This window comes from Methylobacterium sp. 13MFTsu3.1M2 (assembly GCF_900112625.1).
GTDB lineage: Bacteria > Pseudomonadota > Alphaproteobacteria > Rhizobiales > Beijerinckiaceae > Methylobacterium.
Map to the genome: position 1 here is coordinate 254,035 of NZ_FOMM01000002.1, position 20,245 is coordinate 274,279.

Here is a 20,245-nt window from a genome sequence, read left to right on the forward strand (position 1 = left end):
GACCGGTGCGCGATCGGTGACGACGCGGTGCAAACGTCGTTAAGCGCCACTTTACGACTGTGGGTCACGCTACGGCTCGAAACGAAACAGTCGCCGAATCGGAGGCCGCGACCGGGTGGACCCCGCGTCGGGCGTCCGGCCTTCGTGCGCCGTTCAGGGAGCCGCTATGTCCGCCACCGTGCTCATCGTGGATGACGATCCGGTCCAGCGGCGCCTGGCCGAGGCAGCCGTGCGCCGTTTCGGCTTCGAGGCGCGGATCGCCGAGACGGGCGCGGACGCGCTGACCCTGCTGAGATCCGAGGGGGCCGACGTCGTGCTCCTGGACCTCGTCATGCCGGGGCTCGACGGGCTCGGCGTCCTGGCCGAGATGCGCAAGAGCGGCCTCGCCACACCGGTCATCGTCCAGACCTCCAACGGGTCGATCGACACGGTGGTCAACGCGATGCGGGCCGGCGCCGTCGACTTCGTGGTCAAGCCGGCGGGCGCGGAGCGGCTGCAGGTCTCGATCAAGAACGCCCTCCGGGTCGATACGCTGGAGGAGGAGGTGCGCCGCATGCGCCGCCGGGCTTCCGGCGCCCTGACCTTCAAGGACCTGACCTCCAAGAGCCCCGACATGGAGCGGGTGATCCGCCTCGCCGAGCGGGCCGCCAAGTCCAACATCCCGGTCCTGATCGAGGGCGAGTCCGGCGTCGGCAAGGAGGTCCTGGCCCGGGCAATCCAGGGGTCCGGCGACCGCCGCGGCAAGCCGTTCGTGACGGTCAATTGCGGCGCGATCCCGGAGAACTTGGTGGAATCCACCCTGTTCGGCCACGAGAAGGGAGCCTTCACGGGCGCCACCGAGAAGCATGCCGGCAAGTTCGTCGAGGCTTCGGGCGGTACGCTGTTCCTCGACGAGATCGGCGAACTCCCCCTGGACGCTCAGGTGAAGCTGCTCCGCGCCCTCCAGGAGGGCGAGGTCGATCCCGTCGGCGGCAAGCGCTCGGTGCGGGTCGACATCCGGCTCGTCTCGGCCACCAACCGGTCGCTGCTCGACCTCGTGAAGCAGGGCAAGTTCCGCGAGGATCTCTACTACCGCCTGAACGTCTTCCCGATGACGCTGCCGCCGCTGCGGGCCCGCCGCGAGGACATTCCGGATCTCGTCCGCTCGTTCTGCGCGCGGTTCTCGGCCGAGGAAGGCAAGCGCGTTCGGGCGATCAGCCCGGAGGCGATGGCCCTGCTCACGCGCTATCCGTGGCCGGGCAACGTCAGGCAGCTGGAGAACGCCCTGTTCCGCGCCGTCGTCCTGGCGGACGGCGACGAGCTGACCGTCTCCGAGTTCCCGCAGATCGCCGCCCAGGTCGAGGGTTTCGACGTGCGGATCCCTGCGGCGCCGGTCCAGCCGCAGATGCCCGCCTACGCGCCCGAGCCGGTGCGGGAGATCGTGCGCGTCGAGGTGCGCGACCCGCACGCCATGTCGCTCGTCGCCGAGGAAACCGGTGAGATGAAGCCGATGGATATGCTGGAGGCGGAGATCATCCGTTTCGCGCTCCAGTTCTACCGGCAGCGGATGTCGGAGGTCTCGCGCCGCCTCGGCATCGGTCGCTCCACCCTCTATCGCAAGCTCAAGGATCTGGGGCTGGAGGACGACGCTAAAACCGAGGACGCGGCCTGATCGTGCGCCACGTGCGCTAGCGCACCGAGCGCATTCGTTTCGGCCACACAGGAGAAAATTTCGGCCCTGCTGGTCGCTGATGGCAGATGATTTAGCCGATCATAAGCTGAGCAGCATTAGAAATGACACATTCACCTGCAGGACCGACCTTCTATTCGCGACAACTGCGGTTGCTGAAAGCCACGCTTGCGCGGATAATCACAATCTGAGCGTGCGGTCCCGCCGCCGCACCCCGGGAGATCACGATGCGCGTCCCGCGCTCCAGCCTCATCGCGCTGGCCGCCCTCCTCGGCGGCACACTGGCCCCGGCCGGCTCCCTCCGTGCCGAGACGGTCTCGCTGGACCAGCCGGCCGTCGATATTCCCGCATCGCCGCCCGCCGCGCCGCCTGCCCCACCGGCGCAGGCAGGCCCGTCGGCTCCGGCCACACCCGCCCTTCCCGATTACAAGCCGGAGGCGCCGGCGGCCGAGCCGGCACCGGCCCCCGCGGCCGCTGCCCCGGTCGCCCCGACGGATCCGCTCGGCGCAGCGGTCTTCGCCCGGTTCTCCGATGCCGCGCCCCTCCTGCTGCGCCTGACCGGCAAGGATCGCGACGCGATCCGGAGCTTCTACGAGGCCCGCACCTTCCGGCCGCTGTGGATTTCCGGCGGCGCGTGGACCGACGCCGCGAAGGCGGTCTCGGCGCGGCTGTCGGCCGCCGCCGAGGACGGTCTCGACCCGCGCGCCTACACGGTGCCGGCGCTCGCCGATAAGCCGGACGAGAAGGCGGTCGCCGATGCCGATCTGCGCCTGTCCGCTGCGGCGGTGCTCTACGCCCGGGACGCTCGCGGCGGCCGGATCAATCTCGCCTCGATCTCGCGGCTGATCACCCCGCATCTCGATCTTCCGGCCGGGAACGACGTGCTGGCGAAGCTCGACGAGGCCGGCGCGAAGGCCGGCGAGGCGCTTCAGGCCTACAATCCGGCGACGCCGGGCTATCTCGCGCTGAAGAATCGGCTCGCCGCCCTGCGCGGTCCCGCGCCGACGGCCGTGAAGCCGCTGCGCCTCCCGGCCGGACCGGCCCTTCGCGTCGGTATGCGCGACGCCCGCGTCCCGCTGCTGCGGGCGCATTTCAACCTCGAGAGCCGTCCGGCCGCCACGATGGACAAAGGCGCCGGTGAGCCGGAGGAGTACGATTCGGTCGTCGCGGACGCGGTGGCGAAGTTCCAGCGCGGCCGCGGGCTGCCGGGCAACGGCGTCCTGAACGTCCAGACGGTGCTGGCCCTGGCGGATGCCGGCCGCGCGGCGCGCCCGACCGGCGGGGAGGCCGAACTCATCGTCAACATGGAGCGGTGGCGCTGGCTGCCGGGCGACCTGGGCTCGGATTACATCCTGGTCAACGTGCCGGAATACCGCCTCCGCGCCTATCGGGGCGGCGTCATGCGCGACGAAGCGCGGGTCATCGTCGGCAAGCCGGAATCGCGCACGCCCCTGTTCTCGGGCTCGATGGAATACGCGGTCGTCAACCCGTCATGGTACGTCCCGCCCTCGATCCTGAAGACGATGGCGCCGAAGCTCGCCGGCTACGGCGGCAAGACCTGGGGCGGCTACGAGGTGGTCCGCCGCGGCGGCCACATCTCGCTGCGTCAGCCCCCGGGGGAGCGCAACGCCCTCGGCTTCATCAAGTTCATGTTCCCGAACCAGCACGCGGTCTACCTGCACGACACGCCGAACCGCTCGCTGTTCTCCGCCTCGAAGCGCGATTTCAGCCACGGCTGCGTGCGCGTCGACGATCCGTTCCGCCTCGCCGACGTGGTGCTGCCGAACTGGTCCGAGGATCGGCTGAAGAAGTTGATCGGCAAGGGCGAGCGCACGATCCGGCTGCCGGAGAAGCTGCCGGTCCACCTCGCCTACTTCACGGCCTTCGTGGACGATGGCGGCACCTACCGCACCCTGCCGGACCTCTACGGCTACGACGCGCCGATGCGCGCGGCCCTCGGGCTGCCCGGCGGCGGCGGGCCGGCGATTGCAAGGCTTCCCGACGAGGCGCCGCGGCGCAAGGCCGAGCGCGCGCCGAAGCCGCCCGCGACTCGGACGGCTCATCGCCGCGCGCCCGAACGTCCGGTCGCGGATGCCGACGCGTGGCCGACCGGGCGCTACGAGCAGGCGGACGCGCCGCGCCGTCCCCTGCGCCGCGCCGCCCGGGCCGACAGCGCGCCGGAATACGGCGAGCCGGGTCTCTGGACGCCCGCACCACAGCAACCGGCGCCGCGCGGGTGGTGGTAGTCCACCCGCGCAACTCTCAACTTTCGCGTGCGCGGCCGCACAGGCGGGCACGATTTCGCCACGGTCGAGCCTTAGCCGTTTCGGTCGCGAACCCGGTTCAACAGGCGTCGGGTCAGGCTGTCGGGAGAGGATCAGGACCGTCGTGCCCAGTCTCCCGCGCGCCCTTCGCCGTCTGACCCTCGCCCTGTCCGGCCTCGCGCTCGGACTGCTCGCCGGGACGGCCGAGACCGAGGACGCGGTCGCCAACGGCGACACCCGCTCGCTGACGATCTACCACACGCACACGCAGGAGAGCGCGACCATCACGTTCAAGCGCGATGGCCGCTACGACCGGGCGGCCCTCGAGCAGCTGAACTGGCTCCTGCGCGACTGGCGCGTGAACGAGCCCACCAAGATGGACCCGCGCCTGTTCGACACGGTCTGGGAGGCCTACCGGCAGGTCGGTGCGAGCCAGCCGATCCACGTCGTCTCCGCCTACCGCTCGCCGGGCACCAACGCGATGCTGCGCCGCCGCTCCAAGATGGTGGCCGAGTACAGCCAGCACATGCTCGGCAAGGCGATGGATTTCTTCCTGCCGGACGTCTCGATCGACCGCATCCGCGAGGTCGGCCTCCAGATGCAGCGCGGCGGCGTCGGCTGGTACCCGCATGCCGGCACGCCGTTCGTTCACCTCGACGTCGGCTCGGTGCGGATGTGGCCGCGCATGACGCACGATCAGCTCGCCCGCCTCTTCCCGGACGGCAAGACCGTCCTGCTCCCGAGCGACAACCGCCCCTTCCCTCGCTACGAGGAGGCCAAGGCCGAGATCCTGGCCCGCGGCGGCACCGTGGCGGGCCTCACGACGCAGATGGCCAGCGGCGAGGAGGAGGACGGGCCCGGCCTGTTCGGCTTCCTGGCCAGCCTGTTCGGCGGCGGCCGGTCGGCACCGGAACCCGCGCCGGTGCCGGCCCCGGTGGAGACGGCGCGGAAGTCGCGCCGCGCGCCCGTCGTCGCCGTGGCGAGCGCCGATCCGCAGGATCCGGCGGGCGCGCGCGCGGCCCTCGCCTACGCGGCGCCCGCGGCCGACGACGCCCTGCGCGGCTCGCTGGCCGAGCGGGCGCAGGCGAAAGGCGCCGAGACCAAGCCCTCCGACACCAGGCCCGCCGACGCCAAGGCGCTCCTGACCGCCAGTCAGCCGGTCGCCGTCGACGATACCGTGACCGCCGTCACGGCACCGCTCCCGCCGCGGCGCCCCGCCGATATGGCCGCCGTCGCGGCGAGCCTGAACATGCCCCTGCCGCCACCCCGCCCTGTGCAGTTCGCGGCGCTGGAGCGCGGGATGGCCAACCTCGCGCCGGCGGCCGAGATCCGCGCCCTCGACAAGCCGGCGGCGGCGGTTCCGGCTCGCGCCCGCTCCCTCGTGGCTCCGGACGCGGATGCCAAGGCGCAACTGCGCGCCCTGTTCGACTCCGTATCGGCCGGCCCGGGCGCTGCCCCGGCGAGCCGCGCCACGCCCGTGCACGTGGCCGCCACGCGCCTGCGCGGTGCCGCGCCCGACGCGGTGGTCGGCGCCGCGCCCGACCGGGTCACCACGCGCTTCAGTCTCCGCAGCCCCGGCGACGACCTGCCGACCCGTTTCACCGGCTCGGCCGCGCGGGCCGTGTCGGGGGCGCGGTGATTCGACCGTCGTCGTCAGGACGTCCGCATCGGAGCCGCGCAGTGGATAGGGCCACCCGGGGCGGTCGACGCCGGATACGCGCTCAGCGCAGAGGCTTGGACAGGTTGACCGCCAGCGCGCCGACCAGCGTGGTCGCGTAGCTGTCTTCCTGCGTCGCCGAGATGCGCTCCGCCTCGCTGCCGCTGTTGGCCGCGACCGACATCATCAGCATCACGGCCGTGACGACACCGCCGAGACCGGCGACGAGAGCGAGATAGGCGCGAACGGCGACGCTCGGGACAGCCGCCACCGCTTCGGTCTCGGCGAGGCACAGCGGCGACGGGCTGTGGGACATGGTGGCGGCCGCTTCTGACGGGCGATGCTGAACCCGACGCGGGCCGATTAGGCGCACGTCGGGCGTACCCGTTCAATCGAAGAACGCCTCAAAAAGAGGCGAGTTCGACCGAAAGGCGAATTTTTCCACTGATCCTCATACGGACGGTTGATAGCCGAAAGGGGGACGTGCTCGGCGTCCCCCGGACCGGTCTCAGCCTTCCTTGCCGGCGACCTTGCCGAGCGCCGCCTGTGCGGCCGCGAGCCGGGCGATCGGCACGCGGTAGGGCGAGCAGGAGACGTAATCGAGCCCGACTTCCTGGCAGAAACCCACCGAGGCCGGGTCGCCGCCGTGCTCGCCGCAGATGCCGAGCTTGATGTCCGGGCGCGTCTTGCGGCCGCGCTCGACTCCGATGCGCACCAGCTCGCCCACGCCTTCCTGGTCGATCGTGATGAACGGGTCGGCCGGCAGGATGCCCTTCTGGGTGTAAGGGCCCAGGAAGGTGGCGGCGTCGTCGCGGGAGATGCCCAGCGCCGTTTGGGTGAGGTCGTTGGTGCCGAAGGAGAAGAACTCCGCGGTCTCGGCGATCTCGTTGGCCTTGAGGGCCGCGCGCGGCAGCTCGATCATCGTGCCGACCTGATAGTCGAGGGTCGCGCCCTTCTCCTCGGCCACGGCCTTCGCCATGGCGTCGATCCGGGCCTTCACGATGTCGAACTCGGCGCGGGTGAAGACCAGCGGCACCATCACTTCGGGCGTCACCGCCTTGCCGGTATTGGCGGCCGCCTGGACCGCGGCCTCGAAGATCGCGCGGGCCTGCATCTCGGCGATCTCCGGGAAGGCGATCGCGAGGCGGCAGCCGCGGAAGCCGAGCATCGGGTTGTGCTCGGACAGCTCGCGCGTCCGGTGCCGGATTTTCTCCTCGGAAACGCCCGTCGCCTTCACGACCTCGGCGACCTCGGCGTCGGTGTGCGGCAGGAACTCGTGGAGCGGCGGGTCGAGGAGGCGGATCGTGACCGGCAGGCCGGACATGATCGTGAACAGCTCGAGGAAGTCCTGCCGCTGGTAGGGCAGGATCTTCGCCAGCGCCGTCCGTCGGCCCTCGGCGTCGTCGGCGAGGATCATCTCGCGGACCGCGATGATGCGGTCACCCTCGAAGAACATGTGCTCGGTGCGGCAGAGGCCGATGCCCTCGGCGCCGAAGTTGCGCGCGGTCCGGGCGTCGGTCGGCGTGTCGGCGTTGGCGCGGACCTTCATGCCGCGGATCGCGTCGGCCCACTCCATCAGCGTGGCGAAGTCGCCCGACAGCTCGGGCTCCAGCATCTTCACCTCGCCCTGGATCACCTGGCCGGTAGAGCCGTCGATGGTGATCCGGTCGCCGGCCTTCAGCGTCGTGCCGCCGACCGTCAGGGTCTGCGCCTTGTAGTCGATCCGGATCGAGCCGACGCCGGAGACGCAGGGCTTGCCCATGCCGCGGGCCACCACGGCCGCGTGGCTGGTCATGCCGCCGCGGGTGGTGAGGATGCCCTCGGCGGCGTGCATGCCGTGGATGTCCTCGGGCGAGGTCTCGATCCGCACCAGGATGCACTTGCGCTCGGCTTTGCGGTGCGCCTCCGCGTCCTCGGAATTGAACACGATCTCGCCGGTCGCCGCGCCGGGCGAGGCCGGCAGGCCGGAGGCGATCACCTTGCGGTCGGCCTTCGGGTCGATGGTCGGGTGCAGGAGTTGGTCGAGGGCGCCGGGCTCGACGCGGCCGATCGCCTCCTCGCGGGAGATCAGCCCCTCGCCCGCCAGATCAACGGCGATGCGCAGGGCGGCCTTGGCAGTGCGCTTGCCGTTGCGGGTCTGGAGCATCCAGAGCTTCCCCTTCTCGATAGTGAATTCCATGTCCTGCATGTCGCGGTAGTGCGACTCCAGGATCCCGTAGATCCGGGTCAGCTCCGCGAAGCTCTCGGGCATGGCCTTCTCCATGGAAGGCTTGTCGCTCTCAGCCTCTTCCCGCGCCTTCTCGGTGATGTTCTGCGGGGTGCGGATGCCCGCTACGACATCCTCGCCCTGCGCGTTGATCAGGAACTCGCCGTAGAGCGCCTTCTCACCGGTGGAGGGGTTGCGGGTGAAGGCGACGCCGGTGGCCGACGTGTCGCCCATGTTGCCGAACACCATGGCCTGCACGTTGACGGCCGTGCCCCAGCTCTCCGGGATGTTGTTCAGCTCCCGGTACTTCTTCGCGCGGGGGATCATCCACGAATTGAACACGGCGCCGATCGCGCCCCAGAGCTGGTCGTCCGCGCCCTGCGGGAAGTCCGAGCCGTGCTCATCGCGCACGATCTTCTTGTAGGTCTGGATGAGGGTCTTCCAGTCGCCGGCGCCGAGCTCGGTGTCGAGGTCGAAGCCCTTGCCCTCCTTGTACTGCTCCAGCGCCTCCTCGAAGGCGTGGTGCTCAACGCCGAGCACCACGTTCGAGTACATCGTGATGAACCGGCGGTACGAATCGTAGGCGAAGCGCTCGTCGTCGGCCTCCTTGGCGAGGGCCAGGACGGTCTCGTCGTTGAGGCCGAGATTGAGGACCGTGTCCATCATGCCGGGCATCGAGGCGCGCGCACCCGAGCGGACCGACACGAGCAGCGGGTTCGTCGCGTCGCCGAACTTGCGGCCGGTGAGCTTGCCCACCTGGGCGAGCGCTTCCGCGACCTGATCCTTGAGCTCCGGCGGATAGGATTTGCCGTGATCGTAGAAGTAGGTGCAGACCTCGGTGGTGATCGTGAAGCCCGGCGGGACCGGCAGACCCAGGTTGGACATTTCGGCGAGGTTGGCGCCCTTGCCGCCGAGCAGGTCGCGCATCTGCGACTTGCCCTCCGCCTTGCCGTCGCCGAAGGCATAGACCCACTTCGCGCTGCCGGTCGCCATGTCGATCCCGTCCGTATCTGGTGCCCGGCGCCGGCCGAGCTGATGGGCGGGGTTGGACCATCCCGCAGCGCAACGCAAGATGAACGCCCGATGGCCCTGTGCGTGCGCGGCTGACGGCTCGAGCGGTCTGTCAGGTCCGCGCCGTCGCGGCGCGGGCGCGGCCCGTCAATGCAGGATTCCGAGCCCGATCACGCCGACGACGATCAGGTAGATCGCGACGATGTAGTTGAGCAGCCGCGGCATCACCAGGATCAGGATTCCGGCGAGGATCGCGATCAGCGGCTGGAGGTTCGAGATGGTGATGGTCACGGACGCCTCCTGAGGGCCGAGCTTGGCCGCCGGTATCGACGCCTCTACCCCACGGAGGTTCCCTGTAGCTTGGGCGGGGCGGCCGGTGGTCCGGCCGCCCCGGGGCGGATCAGGGCTTCGGCGTCGGGGTCTCGGTCCCGGGGATCGGGTCCTTGGCCTCGCCGGTCGGCAGGCTCACGGCGATCGTCGGGTGCGACAGATCGGGATAGGGCTCGATCACGTTGGCGCCGTTGAGCGGCTTGTTGGCGCCGTTGTGACAGGTGGCGCAGTTGATCTTCGGCACGTCGCCCAGGATCCCGAGCCGGTTCCGCGGGAATGTCGATTTCAGCGGCTCCATATAATCCTGGTTCAGGTCACGCACCATCCGGATGCCGTACCAGGCATGGACACGGTTGGGCGTGCTGGTGTCCCACTGCGCCACCGACCGGGTGTTGTGGCAGAAGGTGCAGTTGACCCCGAGCGATTGCGACATGCTGATCATGATCGCGAAGGTCTTCTCGGCGTCCTGGATCGGCTTGCCTTTGGTCTCCGGCAGCGCCGTGGTGGCGTTGACCCGGACCGCGTCCTCCGACGTCTCCTTGTGCTGATAGAAGGCCTGATAGACGTCGTAGGGCAGCGAGGTGTTGCCGACCTCCGCGGAGGCGAGGTTCTGGCTGTTGTTGCGCGGGATGAAGCGCCCCGCCCCCTGGACCGGACGGTCGAACCAGATATTGGCCGGCACCGGATTGCCGCGGTGACAGGTGTAGCAGGTCACGCCCGCTTGATGGACGTGGTTCTCCTTCCAGGACGAGTTGATGTACTGGGTCATCTGGAGCATCCGCCGGGCGACGCGCTTCTGGTAGAGCTCGTCGGACGCCATGTTCTCGGTGCTGTGGCAGTATGTGCAGCCCTGCTGCGGGGCCACCCACTCGGTGATCGACACCATCAGCCGGTTGAACTGCTCGGCCGAGAGATCGCCCAGAACCTGGACGTTCTGGTAAACGGCCGAGGCCTTGTCGCCGCCCGCATCGGCCGGATCGGCCGGGGTCGGGGCGACGTTCGCGGCGGCGAGCGCCTCGTTGCCGGCGCGGGTGCGGATCAGGTCCATGCCCGTCCCGCGGAAGCCGGTCTGCTTGTTCGCCATCGGCGGGTGGGTCCAGCCGGCGCCGCCGAACATCGCGATGGTGAGGAAGAGGGCCAGTGCGCCGCCGGCCACCGCCAGAATCGTCTTCATGACGGCCTCCTCACGGCTTCATGCCGGGTGCGAGATGGGCGGGATCCACGATCGGGCCGTAGACCTGCGGGTACGAGGGCGCGACGCCGTGCTTGACCGCCCAGAGGTACCAGTTGTCGACCACGGTCCCGGTGAGCAGGATGCCGATGCCGCCGGTCAGCGTCGTCAGCACGGCGAACCACCACGCCCAGCGGTGGACCGACTCCATCGTGGCGTTGAAGCCCATGGTCCAGCGCCAGAACAGGGCGGCGCGCTCGGTGGCCGTGCCGCGGTCGACGATCTGGTCGATCTCGCGCTCCGCGCCGTAGCGCGAACAGGCCAGGATCGTGCCCCCGTGCATCGCGAACAGCAGCGTCGACCCGTAGAGGAACGTGATCGAGAGCATGTGGAACGGGTTGTAGAACAGGTTCCCGTAGCGGAGCGAGAAGGCGGCGGTCCAGTCGAGGTGCGGGAAGATGCCGAACGGCACGGCTTCCGACCACGAACCCATCAGCACCGGCCGGATGAAGCCGAGGACGAGGTAGAGCCAGATCGCCGACGCGAAGGCCCACGGCACGTGCAGGCCGAGGCCGAGCGCCCGCGCCCGCTTGTAGAGATGGACCCACCACAGCAGGATCGAGGCCGTTAGGAAGAAGCCGGCGATGAGCCACCACCCGCCCTCGTTCAGGGGCGGAAGGACCTTCAGGCCGTACTTCGGGAGAGGCGGCTCGAGGGCGAGCCACGGCAATTGCCGGACGAACTGGACCGGGTCCCAGTTCACCGAGGCCCACATGTTGAGCCCGATGATCTCGAAGGCGATCACCCCGCATGTGATCGACAGAGCCGCGATGTAGCCGATGTAGATCGGCCCGACCTGGCTGTTGCCGATCAGCCCGAACAGGTAGCTGTTGAACGGCTTGCCGACCCGCTCGTCGACCGCGACCGGAACGCCCTGATCCGGCACGAGCGGGCGCACCTGAACCTGCGTGAAGATGTTCTGGTAATAGGCCATGGCCTGCCCTCCCCCGGAGTGCCGCGCGCTGAGCGGCGGCGACCCGCGTTAGTCCCCTCGTTCCGATCGCGTCCGACCCGTCACCGCCAGACCGGCAGGTTGAGCCACCAGCCCCACCATTGCGGCCAGCCCTGCGTCCAGAACGGCCCGCTGATGACGATGCAGACCGCGCTCCAGAACCCTGCAGAGAGCGCCAGGAACAGGCCGAGGCGGTGGATGCCGAGCGTGCCGATCGAGTAGCCGATCGTGTCGCGGAAGAAGGTGTCCTCGTGCTCGGGCGTCTTGACGGTCTCGCCCTTCTTCGGGTTGGTCGCCGACAGGATCAGGCCGCCGTGCATCGCCAGGGCCAGCGTCGTCGTGAAGAAGAACGTCACGGCCAGCATGTGGGCCGGATTATAGTGGAAGTGGAGATACTGGTATCCGGTGTTGGACACCCAATCGAGATGGCTGAGGATGCCGTACGGGAAGCCGTAGCCCCAGGCGCCCATCAGCAGCGGCCGGATCACCACGAGGGTGAAGTAGGCGAAGATCGCCATGCCGAAGGCCGCGGGGACGTGGTAGCCGATCCCGAGCTTGCGGCAGATCTCGACCTCGCGCAGCGCCCAGGAAACGAACGAGCCGAGCGCGCACATGGTGATGATCTGCCAGAGCCCGCCATCCTTCAGCGGCGCGAGTCTCAGGCCGTAGCTGACATCGGGCGGCGCGATGTTGATCTGCCAGATGTTCCAGGTCGGTCCGATCGCGGCGCCGTAGATGACGAGCGCGGTGCCCAGCACCGTGAAGAACATACCGACGACGCCGAAGAAACCGACGAAGAACGGCCCGACCCAGAAGTCGAACAGGTCGCCTCCGAGCAAGGTGCCGCCGCGAACCCTGTATTTGCGCTCGAAGCTCAGCATCGCCATGGCGGCTGCTCCTCAGTCAGGCCGGAGAAGAAGAAAGTTGGTGGACCGCGGCCCTCGCGCGCCGCGGTCCGGACCGGCACTCAGGCCGGCATCTGCGGCAGCGCGAGCGTGATGGTGTTCTGGGCCGCCTTGTTGTTTCTCGGGCCGTCCAGCCAGTTGAACCGGTCGGTCGAGAGCAGGATGAAGTGGATCAGCAGCGCCAGGATAAAGAGGAAGGTGAACAGAGCCACCAGCGTGCGCCGCGGATCGAAGAGCAACCAAACCTTGTGCATCCGATCCTCCTCAGCTGATCATCGTGACGAGGGCGTGGGCCGCATCGCGAACGCCCTCGAGAGAGGCGTAGCCCTGCGGTCCGGGGAGCCACGGACGCCACAGCCAGACGAGGATGTGGGCGACCACGGCGATCGCCGTGAAGATGAGGAAGCTCGTCAGGAAGATCGCGTGGAACTCCTTGGCTTCCGGTTCCGTCAGCCCGGACAGGCTGCTCGGTCTTTCTGTTGTGACGGGTCCACTCGCCATCGTTCAGACCTCCGTGTGTTGGCCGCGCCTCTGGCGAGGCGCGACGGGTTCAGCCGCGATGCCTTTCGGCTGTCACGGCCCGACTTCCCCCGCGTGACCGGACGGAAGCGTCTCGCTCAGGGGCGTTTCAGCCCATGAAGGCGAAGGGGATCGCCTGAACCGCCATGGCGCGGGCCTCGCCGAAGACCGAGCGGCGCGCCGGCGCGAGGCCCGGGCGGGCCGTCTCGCGGCTGGGCCGGAACCGGTTCAGCGCCGCGGCGGCGAGGAAGAACGGGTAGGTCGCCGTCAGGATCAGCCGGAACTGAAACGCTTCCTGGTGCTGGCGGCCGGTCGGGACCATCGTTCGCATCGTCAGGTCTCCTCTGGGTGAAACGGAAAGGCGGCTCATGCGGGCACTCCTCCCGCGAGGGCGGCCCGGGCCCGCGCCACGTGGGCGGGCGCTACGGCGGCGGCCTCGGTGTCCCGGGCAGCCCGCTCGGCGGCGTCGCGCAGGCGCTTGGCCGCAGAGATCCGGGCGAGCACCGGCTGGGCCTCGACGAGGGCGTCGAGTGCCTGCCGGGCGGCCTCGTCCCACGGCAGCTCGGCGTGCCGCCGCGTGGGAGTGGCCTCGACCTTGTCCATGTCGCGGGCGAGCGGCAGGATGTGGAAGAGGGTGTCGAACAGGGCGTTGCAGACCTCCTGGACCAGGTAGGTCGCCCCGGCGTAGCCCATGAACGGCGTGCCGGTGTGCCGCCGGATGATCGCGCCGGGGAACGAGGCCGGTACGTAGGTCGCTCGGGCGCCGCACTCGGCGAGGTACATCCGTTCGTTGAACGAGCCGAACAGCACCAGCGGCGGCTTGGCCGCGACGGCGGCGCGGACGGCCGCGTTGTCGGGCTTCAGACCCGCCGAGCGCCCGAAGGCGAAGTGGCAGGGCAGGCCCATCTCGTCTTCGAGGAAGTGGCGCACGCCGCGCGCGTAGGTCTCGGTCGCGACGATGCCGAAGCTCGCGGTCCCGAAGAAGTCCTGCGTCACCGAGCGCCAGAGGTCCCAGACCGGCTTGATCGTGGTGTGCCGCTCCCGCTCGATGAACGGCTCGGGATCGAGGCCCAGGATCGCGCCGAGCGAGCGCAGGAACTTGGTCGTGGACAGGATGCCGATCGGCGCCTGCAGGTACGGGCGCTCCAGATCCTCGCAGAGCAGCCGCCCGAACTCCCGGTAGAGGCAGATGTTGGCGTCGGCGTTGACCAGCTTCGGCACGTCGGCGAGGTGGGCGCCCAGCGGGAAGGTGAGGTTCACCTCGGCGCCGATCCCCTCGACCAGCCGCCGGATCTCCGCGAGGTCGGACGGCATATTGAAGGTGCCGTAGGCCGGGCCGATCAGGTTCACCCGCGGCTTCTCGCCGGGCTTCTTCTCGGGCCGGGCCGGAATGCCCTTCTTGGCGAACTTCTTCGCCCCGTACTCCTGCCAGAGCCAGCGCATCGCCCGGTCGGCGGCCTGCCACTGGTCCTCGTCGATCGTGCGCGGCAGGAAGCGCTGGAGCCCCGTGCCCTCCGGCGTCACCCCCCCGCCGATCATCTCGGCGATGGAGCCGGTGACCACGACGCTGGGCTGGCCCGGATCGAGGGTCGCGTGGGCGCGCTTCATGGCGCCCTCGGTGCCGTGCCGGCCGAGTTCCTCCTCGGCGAGCCCGGTGACCACGATCGGCAGCTCGTGCGGCGGCAGCGCGTCGGTGTAGTGCAGCACCGAGGTGACCGGCAGGTTCTCGCAGCCGACGGGGCCGTCGATGACGACCTGCAGGCCCTTGATCGCCGTGAAGACGTAGACCGCGCCCCAGTAGCCGCCGGCCCTGTCGTGATCGAGGATGAGCATCAGGCCATCTCCCCGATCGGCTTCTTGGGGCCCTCGATCTTCGGTCCCTGGCGCTTCTGCGGCACCTCCTGCCAGACGCCCGCGGCGTGGCCGGTGCCGACGCCCTCGAAGAAGTCGCGCATGGCGTCGAACCGCGCCCTGTTGCCGAGGGCGGCGTTGATCACCGTGGCGAGCGACCCGGCGCCGGCCGCGCCCATCAGCGGGCGCGCCGAGATCAGGTTGGTGAAGTAGAGCGCCGGCGTGCCGCGCTCCTTGGCTCGCTGCACGACCGGCGTCGTGCCGATGGCGAGATCGGGCTTCAGCGCTTCGAAGGCGAACAGATCATCCTCGAGGGAGGCCCGGTATCGGACCTCCGTTCCGCGAGACTCGAGCCAGTCGCGATCCGCCTCCGACCAGGGCGTGCGCGGGCAGGCGGTGCCGACATAGGGGACCTCGGCGCCGCTCTCGACGAGGAGGCGCGCCACGAGCAGCTCCGATCCCTCGTAGCCCGAGAGCGTGATCCGCCCCTTGATCGGCATCGCGCCGAGCGCGCCGCGGATGCCGGGCAGGATGCGGTTCTTGGCCGCCTCGACGGTCGCGCGAGCGACACCGCAGGCCTCGCCGATCCGGTCGAGCCAGTCGGCGGTCCCGTCGACGCCCACGGGAGCGGAGCCGACGATCGGGCGGCCGGCCGCCTCGAACTCGCGGATCGACGCCGTGTAGAACGGGTGAATCGCCGCCACCGCCGCGCAGTCGAGGGCCGCGTAGAGCTCGCGCCATTCTCGGGTCGGCACGACCGGGCCGGCCGAGAGTCCCAGCGGCTCCAGGAGCGATCCGATCACCACCGGGTCGGCCGGGAAGACCTCGCCCAGCAGCGCGACGCTCGGGCGCTCGGAACGGCCACCGCGGGGGGCGGCGACGGGCCCCTGCTCGGCCTCCGCGCGTGCGACCTTGAGCATGGCGCCGGCGAGCACGTCCTTGGCCTCGGCGTGGGTCGGGACGCCGAAGCCCGGCACGTCGATCCCGATCACCCGGACGCCGTCGATCGCCTTCGGCAGCAGGCGCAGCGGCACACCGGAGGCCGTCGGAACGCAGAGGTTGATGACGACGACGGCGTCGTAATCCTCCGGCTTCGCAGTCGCGTGGACCGCCTCGCGGATGTCCTCGAACAGCTTGCCGGTGACGAGCGTCTCGGAGTTGAACGGCACGTAGCCGACGCTGCGCCGCGCCCCGTAGAAATGCGATGTGAAGGTCAGGCCGTACACGCAGCAGGCCGAGCCCGACAGGATCGTCGCCGTGCGGCGCATCCTCAGACCGACCCGCAGCGAGCCGAAGGCCGGGCACATGCTCTGCGGCTGGTCGTGCGGGCCCTGGGGATAATCCTCGCGCAGCTGCGCCAGGGTCTCCGATAGGCCGGCGGCTTCCGCGGCCGCCACCATCGCGTCCTTGCCGGCGTGGCAACCCAGGCCGTCGCTCTGCGCCGCGGCGAGGTCGACGGTGGCCGGCGCCTTGCGGGCCCGCAGATCGGCGATGTCGAGGGAGACGGCCATGCGCGTCAGACCTCGTCGTACACGACTTCGAGGGACGGCTTGGACACGTGGGCGACGCCGCACATGTCCTCGTGGGTCGCCGGAACCAGCACGACGTCGCGGCCGGTGGTCTCGCTGGAGAACAGGCCGAGCAGCCCGTCCTGCGAGAGCGGCGTCGGGCGGTGCGGCGCGGCCTCCGCGACATTGGCGGCGAGTTCCGCGAACAGGGTGCCCCAGCGCCCGTCCGGCTTGCCGATGATCTCGTAATTCGCGCTCTTGCGGCGGATGTCCTCGTCGGCCGGGATCGAGGCCAGGACCGGGATGCCGGCCGCCTCCGCGAAGGCCTGGGCCTCGCCGGTGCCGTCGTCCTTGTTGATCACGAGGCCGCCGACGCCGACATTGCCCCCGAGCTTGCGGAAATACTCGACCGCCGAGCAGACGTTGTTGGCGACGTAGAGCGACTGCAGGTCGTTCGAGCCGACGACGATGACCTTCTGGCACATGTCCCGGGCGATCGGCAGGCCGAAGCCGCCGCAGACCACGTCGCCGAGGAAGTCGAGGAGGACGAAGTCGAAGCCCCACTCGTGGAAGCCCAGCTTCTCCAGAAGCTCGAAGCCGTGGATGATGCCGCGGCCGCCGCAGCCGCGCCCGACTTCGGGACCGCCGAGCTCCATGGCGTAGACGCCGTCGCGCTTGAAGCAGACGTCGCCGATCGCGACCGACTCGCCCGCGAGCTTCTTCCTGGTCGACGTCTCGATGATGGTCGGGCAGGCCTTGCCGCCGAAGAGGAGCGAGGTCGTATCGCTCTTCGGGTCGCAGCCGATCAGCAGGACCTTCTTGCCCTGCTGGGCCATCATGTAGCTGAGATTGGCGAGGGTGAACGACTTGCCGATGCCGCCCTTGCCGTAGATCGCGATGATCTGCGTTTCTTTCTTCGCCGGTGCGGTGGACACGGCATCGGGCTCGATCGCGGCCTCGGCGCGGAGCTGAGTCGCCTGGGACAGGGCAGCCTTGTTGAGCTGAACGTTCACGCGGCGTCCCTCCAGTCGAGGATCATCTTCAGGCAGCCCGGATCCGCGAACGCGGTGCGGTAGGCGTCCTGGGCCTGTGCCGCCGGGGCACGGTGGGTAATCAGCCCGTCGAGGGAGAGCCGGCCGCTCTCGATCATCCGCGTCACCGCCACCGTGTCCTCGGGCCTGAACTCGGCCGAGATCCGGATCCGGGCCTCGCGCATGAAGGCGGGCGGGAAAGCGAAGCTGAGGGGCGCCTCGTAGAACCCGGCGAGGACGATCTCGCCCCCCGGTGCGAGCCGGGCGATCAGGTCGTCGAGGCCGGCGGCGTTGCCGCTGACATCCGTGATCGTCGCGTAGTCGCGCCGGGGATCCGCGTCGGGCGCGACGACGGTGTATCCGTGCTCGCCGGCTGCGCGCACGGGGTCCGTCTCCCAGACGGTGGGCGCGGCGCCCGCAGCCAGGGTCAGCCGCGCGAGCAGCCGGCCGAGGACGCCGTGCCCGACGATGAGCGGAGCCGCGCCGGGGGCGAGGCGCCCGAGGGCGCGATGGGCGGTCGCCGCGAGGGCCAGGAGGCAGGCCTGCTCGCCGAGGGCCTCGTCCACCGGCACGAGGCGGGCGGCCGGTGCGACCAGATGGGACGCGGCGCCTCCGAACAGGCCGCGAACGGCGCCGAAGCAGCGGGCCCCCGGGACGTAGACGGTCTGGCCGACCCGGACCGAAGCGCCGGCATCCGCCTCCACGACCGTCCCGACGGATTCGTAGCCCGGCACCAGGGGGTAGCCCATGCCTGGGAAGGGCGGCATCCGCCCCGACCAGAGCAGGCGCTCGGTGCCGGTGCTGATCCCGCTCCAGGACACCGCTACGACCGCGTCCGCGTCAGTGGGCGGCGTCAGGGCCAGGCGCTGAACCGAGAGGTGCTCCGGGTTTTCCAGAATGACGGCCAGAGCGTCCATGGCTGGAAGTGTCCACCCTTTGCGTTGCGACTCTCTCTGGTGCGAAGCCGCTATGTGTCATCCTAGATAGACACAGGTCAGCGTCAAGTCTCACTTACTTGGCTGGGCCTGTTTTTTGAGCTCTCAGCACCCGCGCGAGCAGGGGGCGACGTGTCGGATGCTCGTGCGTGGCGCTGAAACCTGCGGCCGCGAGCATCGCGCGCAGCTCCTCGGCCCGGCGCGGCCGGCCGGAGCCCATCGCCAGGAGGTAGAAGCCGAAATAGGCGTCGCCGACCGGCTCCGCGCCGGGCGTCCCGGCCATCGGCTCCGCGATGAGCAGCGTGCCGCCCGGCGGCAGCGCCGTGTAGGCCGCCCGCAGCAGTGCCTGGGCCGGCGCGTCGTCGTGATCGTGGACGATCCGCACCAGGGTGATCGTGTCGGCGCCCGCGGGCAGCCCGCCGTGGAAGTCGCCTCCGCGACAGGCGATCCTGACGCCGAGGCCGGATTGGTCGAGGCGCGCTCGGGCGCGGTCGGCGACGGCCGGCAGGTCGAACAGGGTCAGGCGGGGGCCGGCGTGCCGCGCCGCCACGGCCTGCAGGAAGGCGCCCTCGCCGCCGCCGACATCCATGAGGTGCCGGACGCGCGACAGGTCGCAGGCGTCGAGCACATCCTCGGCGATCAGCGCCTGCGAGGCACCCATCAGGCCGCTGTAGGGAGCCACCGTGCGCGCGTCGCCCGTCGCCCCGGCCGCGTAGGGCCAGTAGCCCGCGAGGCGGGTCGGCTGGGCCTGTCCGCGCAGCAGGGCGACCGGATCCGCGAGATCCGCGTAGAGCAGCGCGTGATGCTCGATCATGGCGGCGATGCCGGGATTGCCGACGAGGGCCGCGCCCAGGTCGGCGAGCCCGAATCGGTCATTCGACAGGGCGCGCAGCAGACCGAGGGACTCGGCGGCGCGCAGCAGGCGTCGTGCCGCGTCGGGCGTGAGGTCGAGCCGCCGCGCCAGCGCGTCGACCGTCTGCGGGCCCTCCGCGAGGATCGCGAACAGGTCGAGGCGGATGCAGGCGGTCAGGACCTGCGCGTAGACGAAGCCGGCACAGAGATCGAACAGCGCGCGCGTGTTGCGCTGCGCGATGCGGCGCGTCAGCGGAAAACCCGCCGCCCAGCGCTGGAACCGGGGGCTGGCGACAAGGCGGTTGCGCCACGCGAGCCACCTGTCCGCCCACGCGGGCGGCACGGGCGGCACCGTGCCGGTTCCGGGGAGCGATCCGGCGCTCAGACCGCCACCGCGCGCAGGCTCGCGGGCAGGAACAGCCGCGCCTGCGCCTCGATCTCGGCGGTGAGCGTGGCCACGCCCGGACAGGGCGGGATCGCCGCGATCGCCTCGCGGGTCAGCCGGGACAGGCGCTCCATCGCGCCGCCGGTCCCCAGCAGGGCGGCGGCGTTGGGGCGGCCCAGCGTCGCGTCGCGCCCGGCGGGCTTGCCGATCTCCTCCTGCCGGCAGGCGACGTCGCGCAGGTCGTCGGCGACCTGATAGGCCTCGCCGAGGCACTCGCCGAGGCGGCGCCAGGGTTCCGGATCCGCGCCCGCCGCCGCGGCACCCGCCACGGTGGCGGCGGCGAACAGGGCGCCCGTCTTCGCCTGCTGATAGTCGCTGAGGCTGATATGCGCCTCCGATTCCCAGGCCTGCCCGGCCGCGATGCCGGACGGCGACCCCGCGGCGCGGCCGAGGAGTCCGACGAGGCGCCCGAGGCGCGCCGGATGAGGCCCGACGGACCGCGCGAGGGTCTCGAAGGCGAGGACGATCAGGGCGTCGCCGGTCAGGACGGCGATCGGCTCGCCGAAGGCGACGTGGACGGAGGGCTTCTGCCGCCGCATCGGCGCGTCGTCGAAGCACGGCAGGTCGTCGTGGACCAGTGAGGCGCAGTGCAGGAGCTCGATAGCGGCGGCGGCCGCCACGGACCCCGCCGGGTCGTCGTCGCCGCAGGCGCGGGCCACCGAGAGGCAGAGGCGCGGCCGGATCCGATGGCCGCCGGGAAACACCGCGTAGCGGAGAGCCTCCGCCAGAAGGGGCGGGGCGCCGGGCGCCTCCGCGTGCGCAACGGCGCGATCCAGCGCCATCTCGATCCGCCGACCGGACTCCATATCGTTGCCTCCCGTGTTGTATGCGGTTGTCAGCAACAGGTGTCATTTCTTATTGACACTTTGCGGAGGGGAG

General features: G+C 70.3%; 18 protein-coding genes. 3 read left to right on the top strand and 15 right to left on the bottom strand.

Annotation, left to right across the window (positions count from 1 at the left end; all coding sequences use genetic code 11):
- Positions 1 to 166 precede the first annotated feature (166 nt).
- The 3 genes from BM314_RS01250 (at position 167) to BM314_RS01260 (ending at position 5,572) form a co-directional block, all read left to right on the top strand.
- Positions 167 to 1,651 carry a sigma-54-dependent transcriptional regulator gene (locus tag BM314_RS01250; protein ID WP_091976530.1) on the top strand — a complete coding sequence of 495 codons (1,485 nt, stop codon included), beginning with the start codon at positions 167 to 169 and terminating at the stop codon, positions 1,649 to 1,651.
- A gap of 245 nt (positions 1,652 to 1,896) precedes the next feature.
- Positions 1,897 to 3,915, top strand: coding sequence for a L,D-transpeptidase family protein (locus BM314_RS01255; RefSeq protein WP_091976531.1), 2,019 nt, complete (start codon positions 1,897 to 1,899; stop codon positions 3,913 to 3,915).
- 142 nt (positions 3,916 to 4,057) lie between these two features.
- Entirely contained in the window at positions 4,058 to 5,572 is a 1,515-nt protein-coding gene (locus BM314_RS01260; RefSeq protein WP_091976533.1) for a peptidoglycan L,D-endopeptidase MepK, read from the top strand.
- 82 nt (positions 5,573 to 5,654) lie between these two features.
- On the opposite strand, the gene BM314_RS01265 is transcribed toward BM314_RS01260, so the two are convergent.
- The 15 genes from BM314_RS01265 to BM314_RS01335 all read right to left on the bottom strand — a co-directional run bounded on the left by BM314_RS01265 (position 5,655) and on the right by BM314_RS01335 (position 20,172).
- Positions 5,655 to 5,906 (bottom strand): hypothetical protein, encoded by a 252-nt coding sequence (locus BM314_RS01265; RefSeq protein ID WP_020091998.1) that lies wholly within the window; start codon positions 5,904 to 5,906, stop codon positions 5,655 to 5,657.
- Between the two features lie 192 nt (positions 5,907 to 6,098).
- Positions 6,099 to 8,789, bottom strand: coding sequence for a pyruvate, phosphate dikinase (gene ppdK / locus BM314_RS01270; protein WP_091976534.1), 2,691 nt, complete (start codon positions 8,787 to 8,789; stop codon positions 6,099 to 6,101).
- A gap of 165 nt (positions 8,790 to 8,954) precedes the next feature.
- Positions 8,955 to 9,098: a DUF3096 domain-containing protein gene (locus BM314_RS01275; protein WP_012319762.1), complete on the bottom strand. Its 144-nt coding sequence runs from the start codon at positions 9,096 to 9,098 to the stop codon at positions 8,955 to 8,957.
- A 109-nt stretch (positions 9,099 to 9,207) separates the two neighbouring features.
- The gene (gene pufC, locus BM314_RS01280) at positions 9,208 to 10,311 is read right to left on the bottom strand and encodes a photosynthetic reaction center cytochrome PufC (protein WP_091976536.1); all 1,104 of its coding nucleotides are present in this window, start codon (positions 10,309 to 10,311) and stop codon (positions 9,208 to 9,210) included.
- A gap of 10 nt (positions 10,312 to 10,321) precedes the next feature.
- Positions 10,322 to 11,302, bottom strand: coding sequence for a photosynthetic reaction center subunit M (gene pufM, locus BM314_RS01285; protein ID WP_020091995.1), 981 nt, complete (start codon positions 11,300 to 11,302; stop codon positions 10,322 to 10,324).
- Positions 11,303 to 11,382: 80 nt separating this feature from the next.
- Entirely contained in the window at positions 11,383 to 12,207 is an 825-nt protein-coding gene (gene pufL / locus BM314_RS01290; RefSeq protein ID WP_020091994.1) for a photosynthetic reaction center subunit L, read from the bottom strand.
- 80 nt (positions 12,208 to 12,287) lie between these two features.
- Positions 12,288 to 12,479 carry a light-harvesting antenna LH1, alpha subunit gene (pufA, locus tag BM314_RS01295; protein ID WP_020091993.1) on the bottom strand — a complete coding sequence of 64 codons (192 nt, stop codon included), beginning with the start codon at positions 12,477 to 12,479 and terminating at the stop codon, positions 12,288 to 12,290.
- Between the two features lie 10 nt (positions 12,480 to 12,489).
- Positions 12,490 to 12,726 carry a light-harvesting antenna LH1, beta subunit gene (pufB, locus tag BM314_RS01300; protein WP_091976537.1) on the bottom strand — a complete coding sequence of 79 codons (237 nt, stop codon included), beginning with the start codon at positions 12,724 to 12,726 and terminating at the stop codon, positions 12,490 to 12,492.
- Positions 12,727 to 12,853: 127 nt separating this feature from the next.
- Entirely contained in the window at positions 12,854 to 13,075 is a 222-nt protein-coding gene (locus BM314_RS01305; protein ID WP_170868014.1) for a hypothetical protein, read from the bottom strand.
- A 35-nt stretch (positions 13,076 to 13,110) separates the two neighbouring features.
- Complete coding sequence (gene bchZ, locus BM314_RS01310) at positions 13,111 to 14,577, bottom strand: chlorophyllide a reductase subunit Z (protein ID WP_091676920.1); 1,467 nt, start codon at positions 14,575 to 14,577, stop codon at positions 13,111 to 13,113.
- Positions 14,577 to 16,106, bottom strand: a complete 1,530-nt coding sequence (bchY, locus tag BM314_RS01315) for a chlorophyllide a reductase subunit Y (protein WP_091976540.1) — start codon at positions 16,104 to 16,106, stop codon at positions 14,577 to 14,579. The genes bchZ and bchY overlap by 1 nt, the downstream gene beginning before the upstream one ends.
- Before the next feature lie 5 nt (positions 16,107 to 16,111).
- Positions 16,112 to 17,116, bottom strand: a complete 1,005-nt coding sequence (locus BM314_RS01320) for a chlorophyllide a reductase iron protein subunit X (protein ID WP_042669531.1) — start codon at positions 17,114 to 17,116, stop codon at positions 16,112 to 16,114.
- On the bottom strand, positions 17,113 to 18,051 hold the full coding sequence (gene bchC / locus BM314_RS01325; RefSeq protein WP_091976542.1) for a chlorophyll synthesis pathway protein BchC: 939 nt from the start codon (positions 18,049 to 18,051) through the stop codon (positions 17,113 to 17,115). Before bchC ends, BM314_RS01320 begins: the two co-directional genes overlap by 4 nt.
- Before the next feature lie 94 nt (positions 18,052 to 18,145).
- Positions 18,146 to 19,273: a methyltransferase gene (locus BM314_RS01330; protein WP_091976544.1), complete on the bottom strand. Its 1,128-nt coding sequence runs from the start codon at positions 19,271 to 19,273 to the stop codon at positions 18,146 to 18,148.
- Between the two features lie 29 nt (positions 19,274 to 19,302).
- Positions 19,303 to 20,172: a polyprenyl synthetase family protein gene (locus tag BM314_RS01335; RefSeq protein WP_091926646.1), complete on the bottom strand. Its 870-nt coding sequence runs from the start codon at positions 20,170 to 20,172 to the stop codon at positions 19,303 to 19,305.
- Positions 20,173 to 20,245: the final 73 nt, after the last annotated feature.

Excerpts from the sequence above, each read along its gene's own strand:
- pufL (WP_020091994.1), bottom strand. The coding sequence starts at position 12,207 with ATGGCGATGCTGAGCTTCGAGCGCAAATACAGGGTTCGCGGCGGCACC.
- pufM (WP_020091995.1), bottom strand. The coding sequence starts at position 11,302 with ATGGCCTATTACCAGAACATCTTCACGCAGGTTCAGGTGCGCCCGCTC.
- BM314_RS01255 (WP_091976531.1), top strand. The coding sequence starts at position 1,897 with ATGCGCGTCCCGCGCTCCAGCCTCATCGCGCTGGCCGCCCTCCTCGGC.
- BM314_RS01265 (WP_020091998.1), bottom strand. The coding sequence starts at position 5,906 with ATGTCCCACAGCCCGTCGCCGCTGTGCCTCGCCGAGACCGAAGCGGTG.
- bchZ (WP_091676920.1), bottom strand. The coding sequence starts at position 14,577 with ATGCTCATCCTCGATCACGACAGGGCCGGCGGCTACTGGGGCGCGGTC.
- bchC (WP_091976542.1), bottom strand. The coding sequence starts at position 18,051 with ATGGACGCTCTGGCCGTCATTCTGGAAAACCCGGAGCACCTCTCGGTT.
- BM314_RS01250 (WP_091976530.1), top strand. The coding sequence starts at position 167 with ATGTCCGCCACCGTGCTCATCGTGGATGACGATCCGGTCCAGCGGCGC.
- bchY (WP_091976540.1), bottom strand. The coding sequence starts at position 16,106 with ATGGCCGTCTCCCTCGACATCGCCGATCTGCGGGCCCGCAAGGCGCCG.
- pufC (WP_091976536.1), bottom strand. The coding sequence starts at position 10,311 with ATGAAGACGATTCTGGCGGTGGCCGGCGGCGCACTGGCCCTCTTCCTC.
- pufA (WP_020091993.1), bottom strand. The coding sequence starts at position 12,479 with ATGCACAAGGTTTGGTTGCTCTTCGATCCGCGGCGCACGCTGGTGGCT.
- BM314_RS01305 (WP_170868014.1), bottom strand. The coding sequence starts at position 13,075 with ATGCGAACGATGGTCCCGACCGGCCGCCAGCACCAGGAAGCGTTTCAG.
- ppdK (WP_091976534.1), bottom strand. The coding sequence starts at position 8,789 with ATGGCGACCGGCAGCGCGAAGTGGGTCTATGCCTTCGGCGACGGCAAG.
- pufB (WP_091976537.1), bottom strand. The coding sequence starts at position 12,726 with ATGGCGAGTGGACCCGTCACAACAGAAAGACCGAGCAGCCTGTCCGGG.
- BM314_RS01335 (WP_091926646.1), bottom strand. The coding sequence starts at position 20,172 with ATGGAGTCCGGTCGGCGGATCGAGATGGCGCTGGATCGCGCCGTTGCG.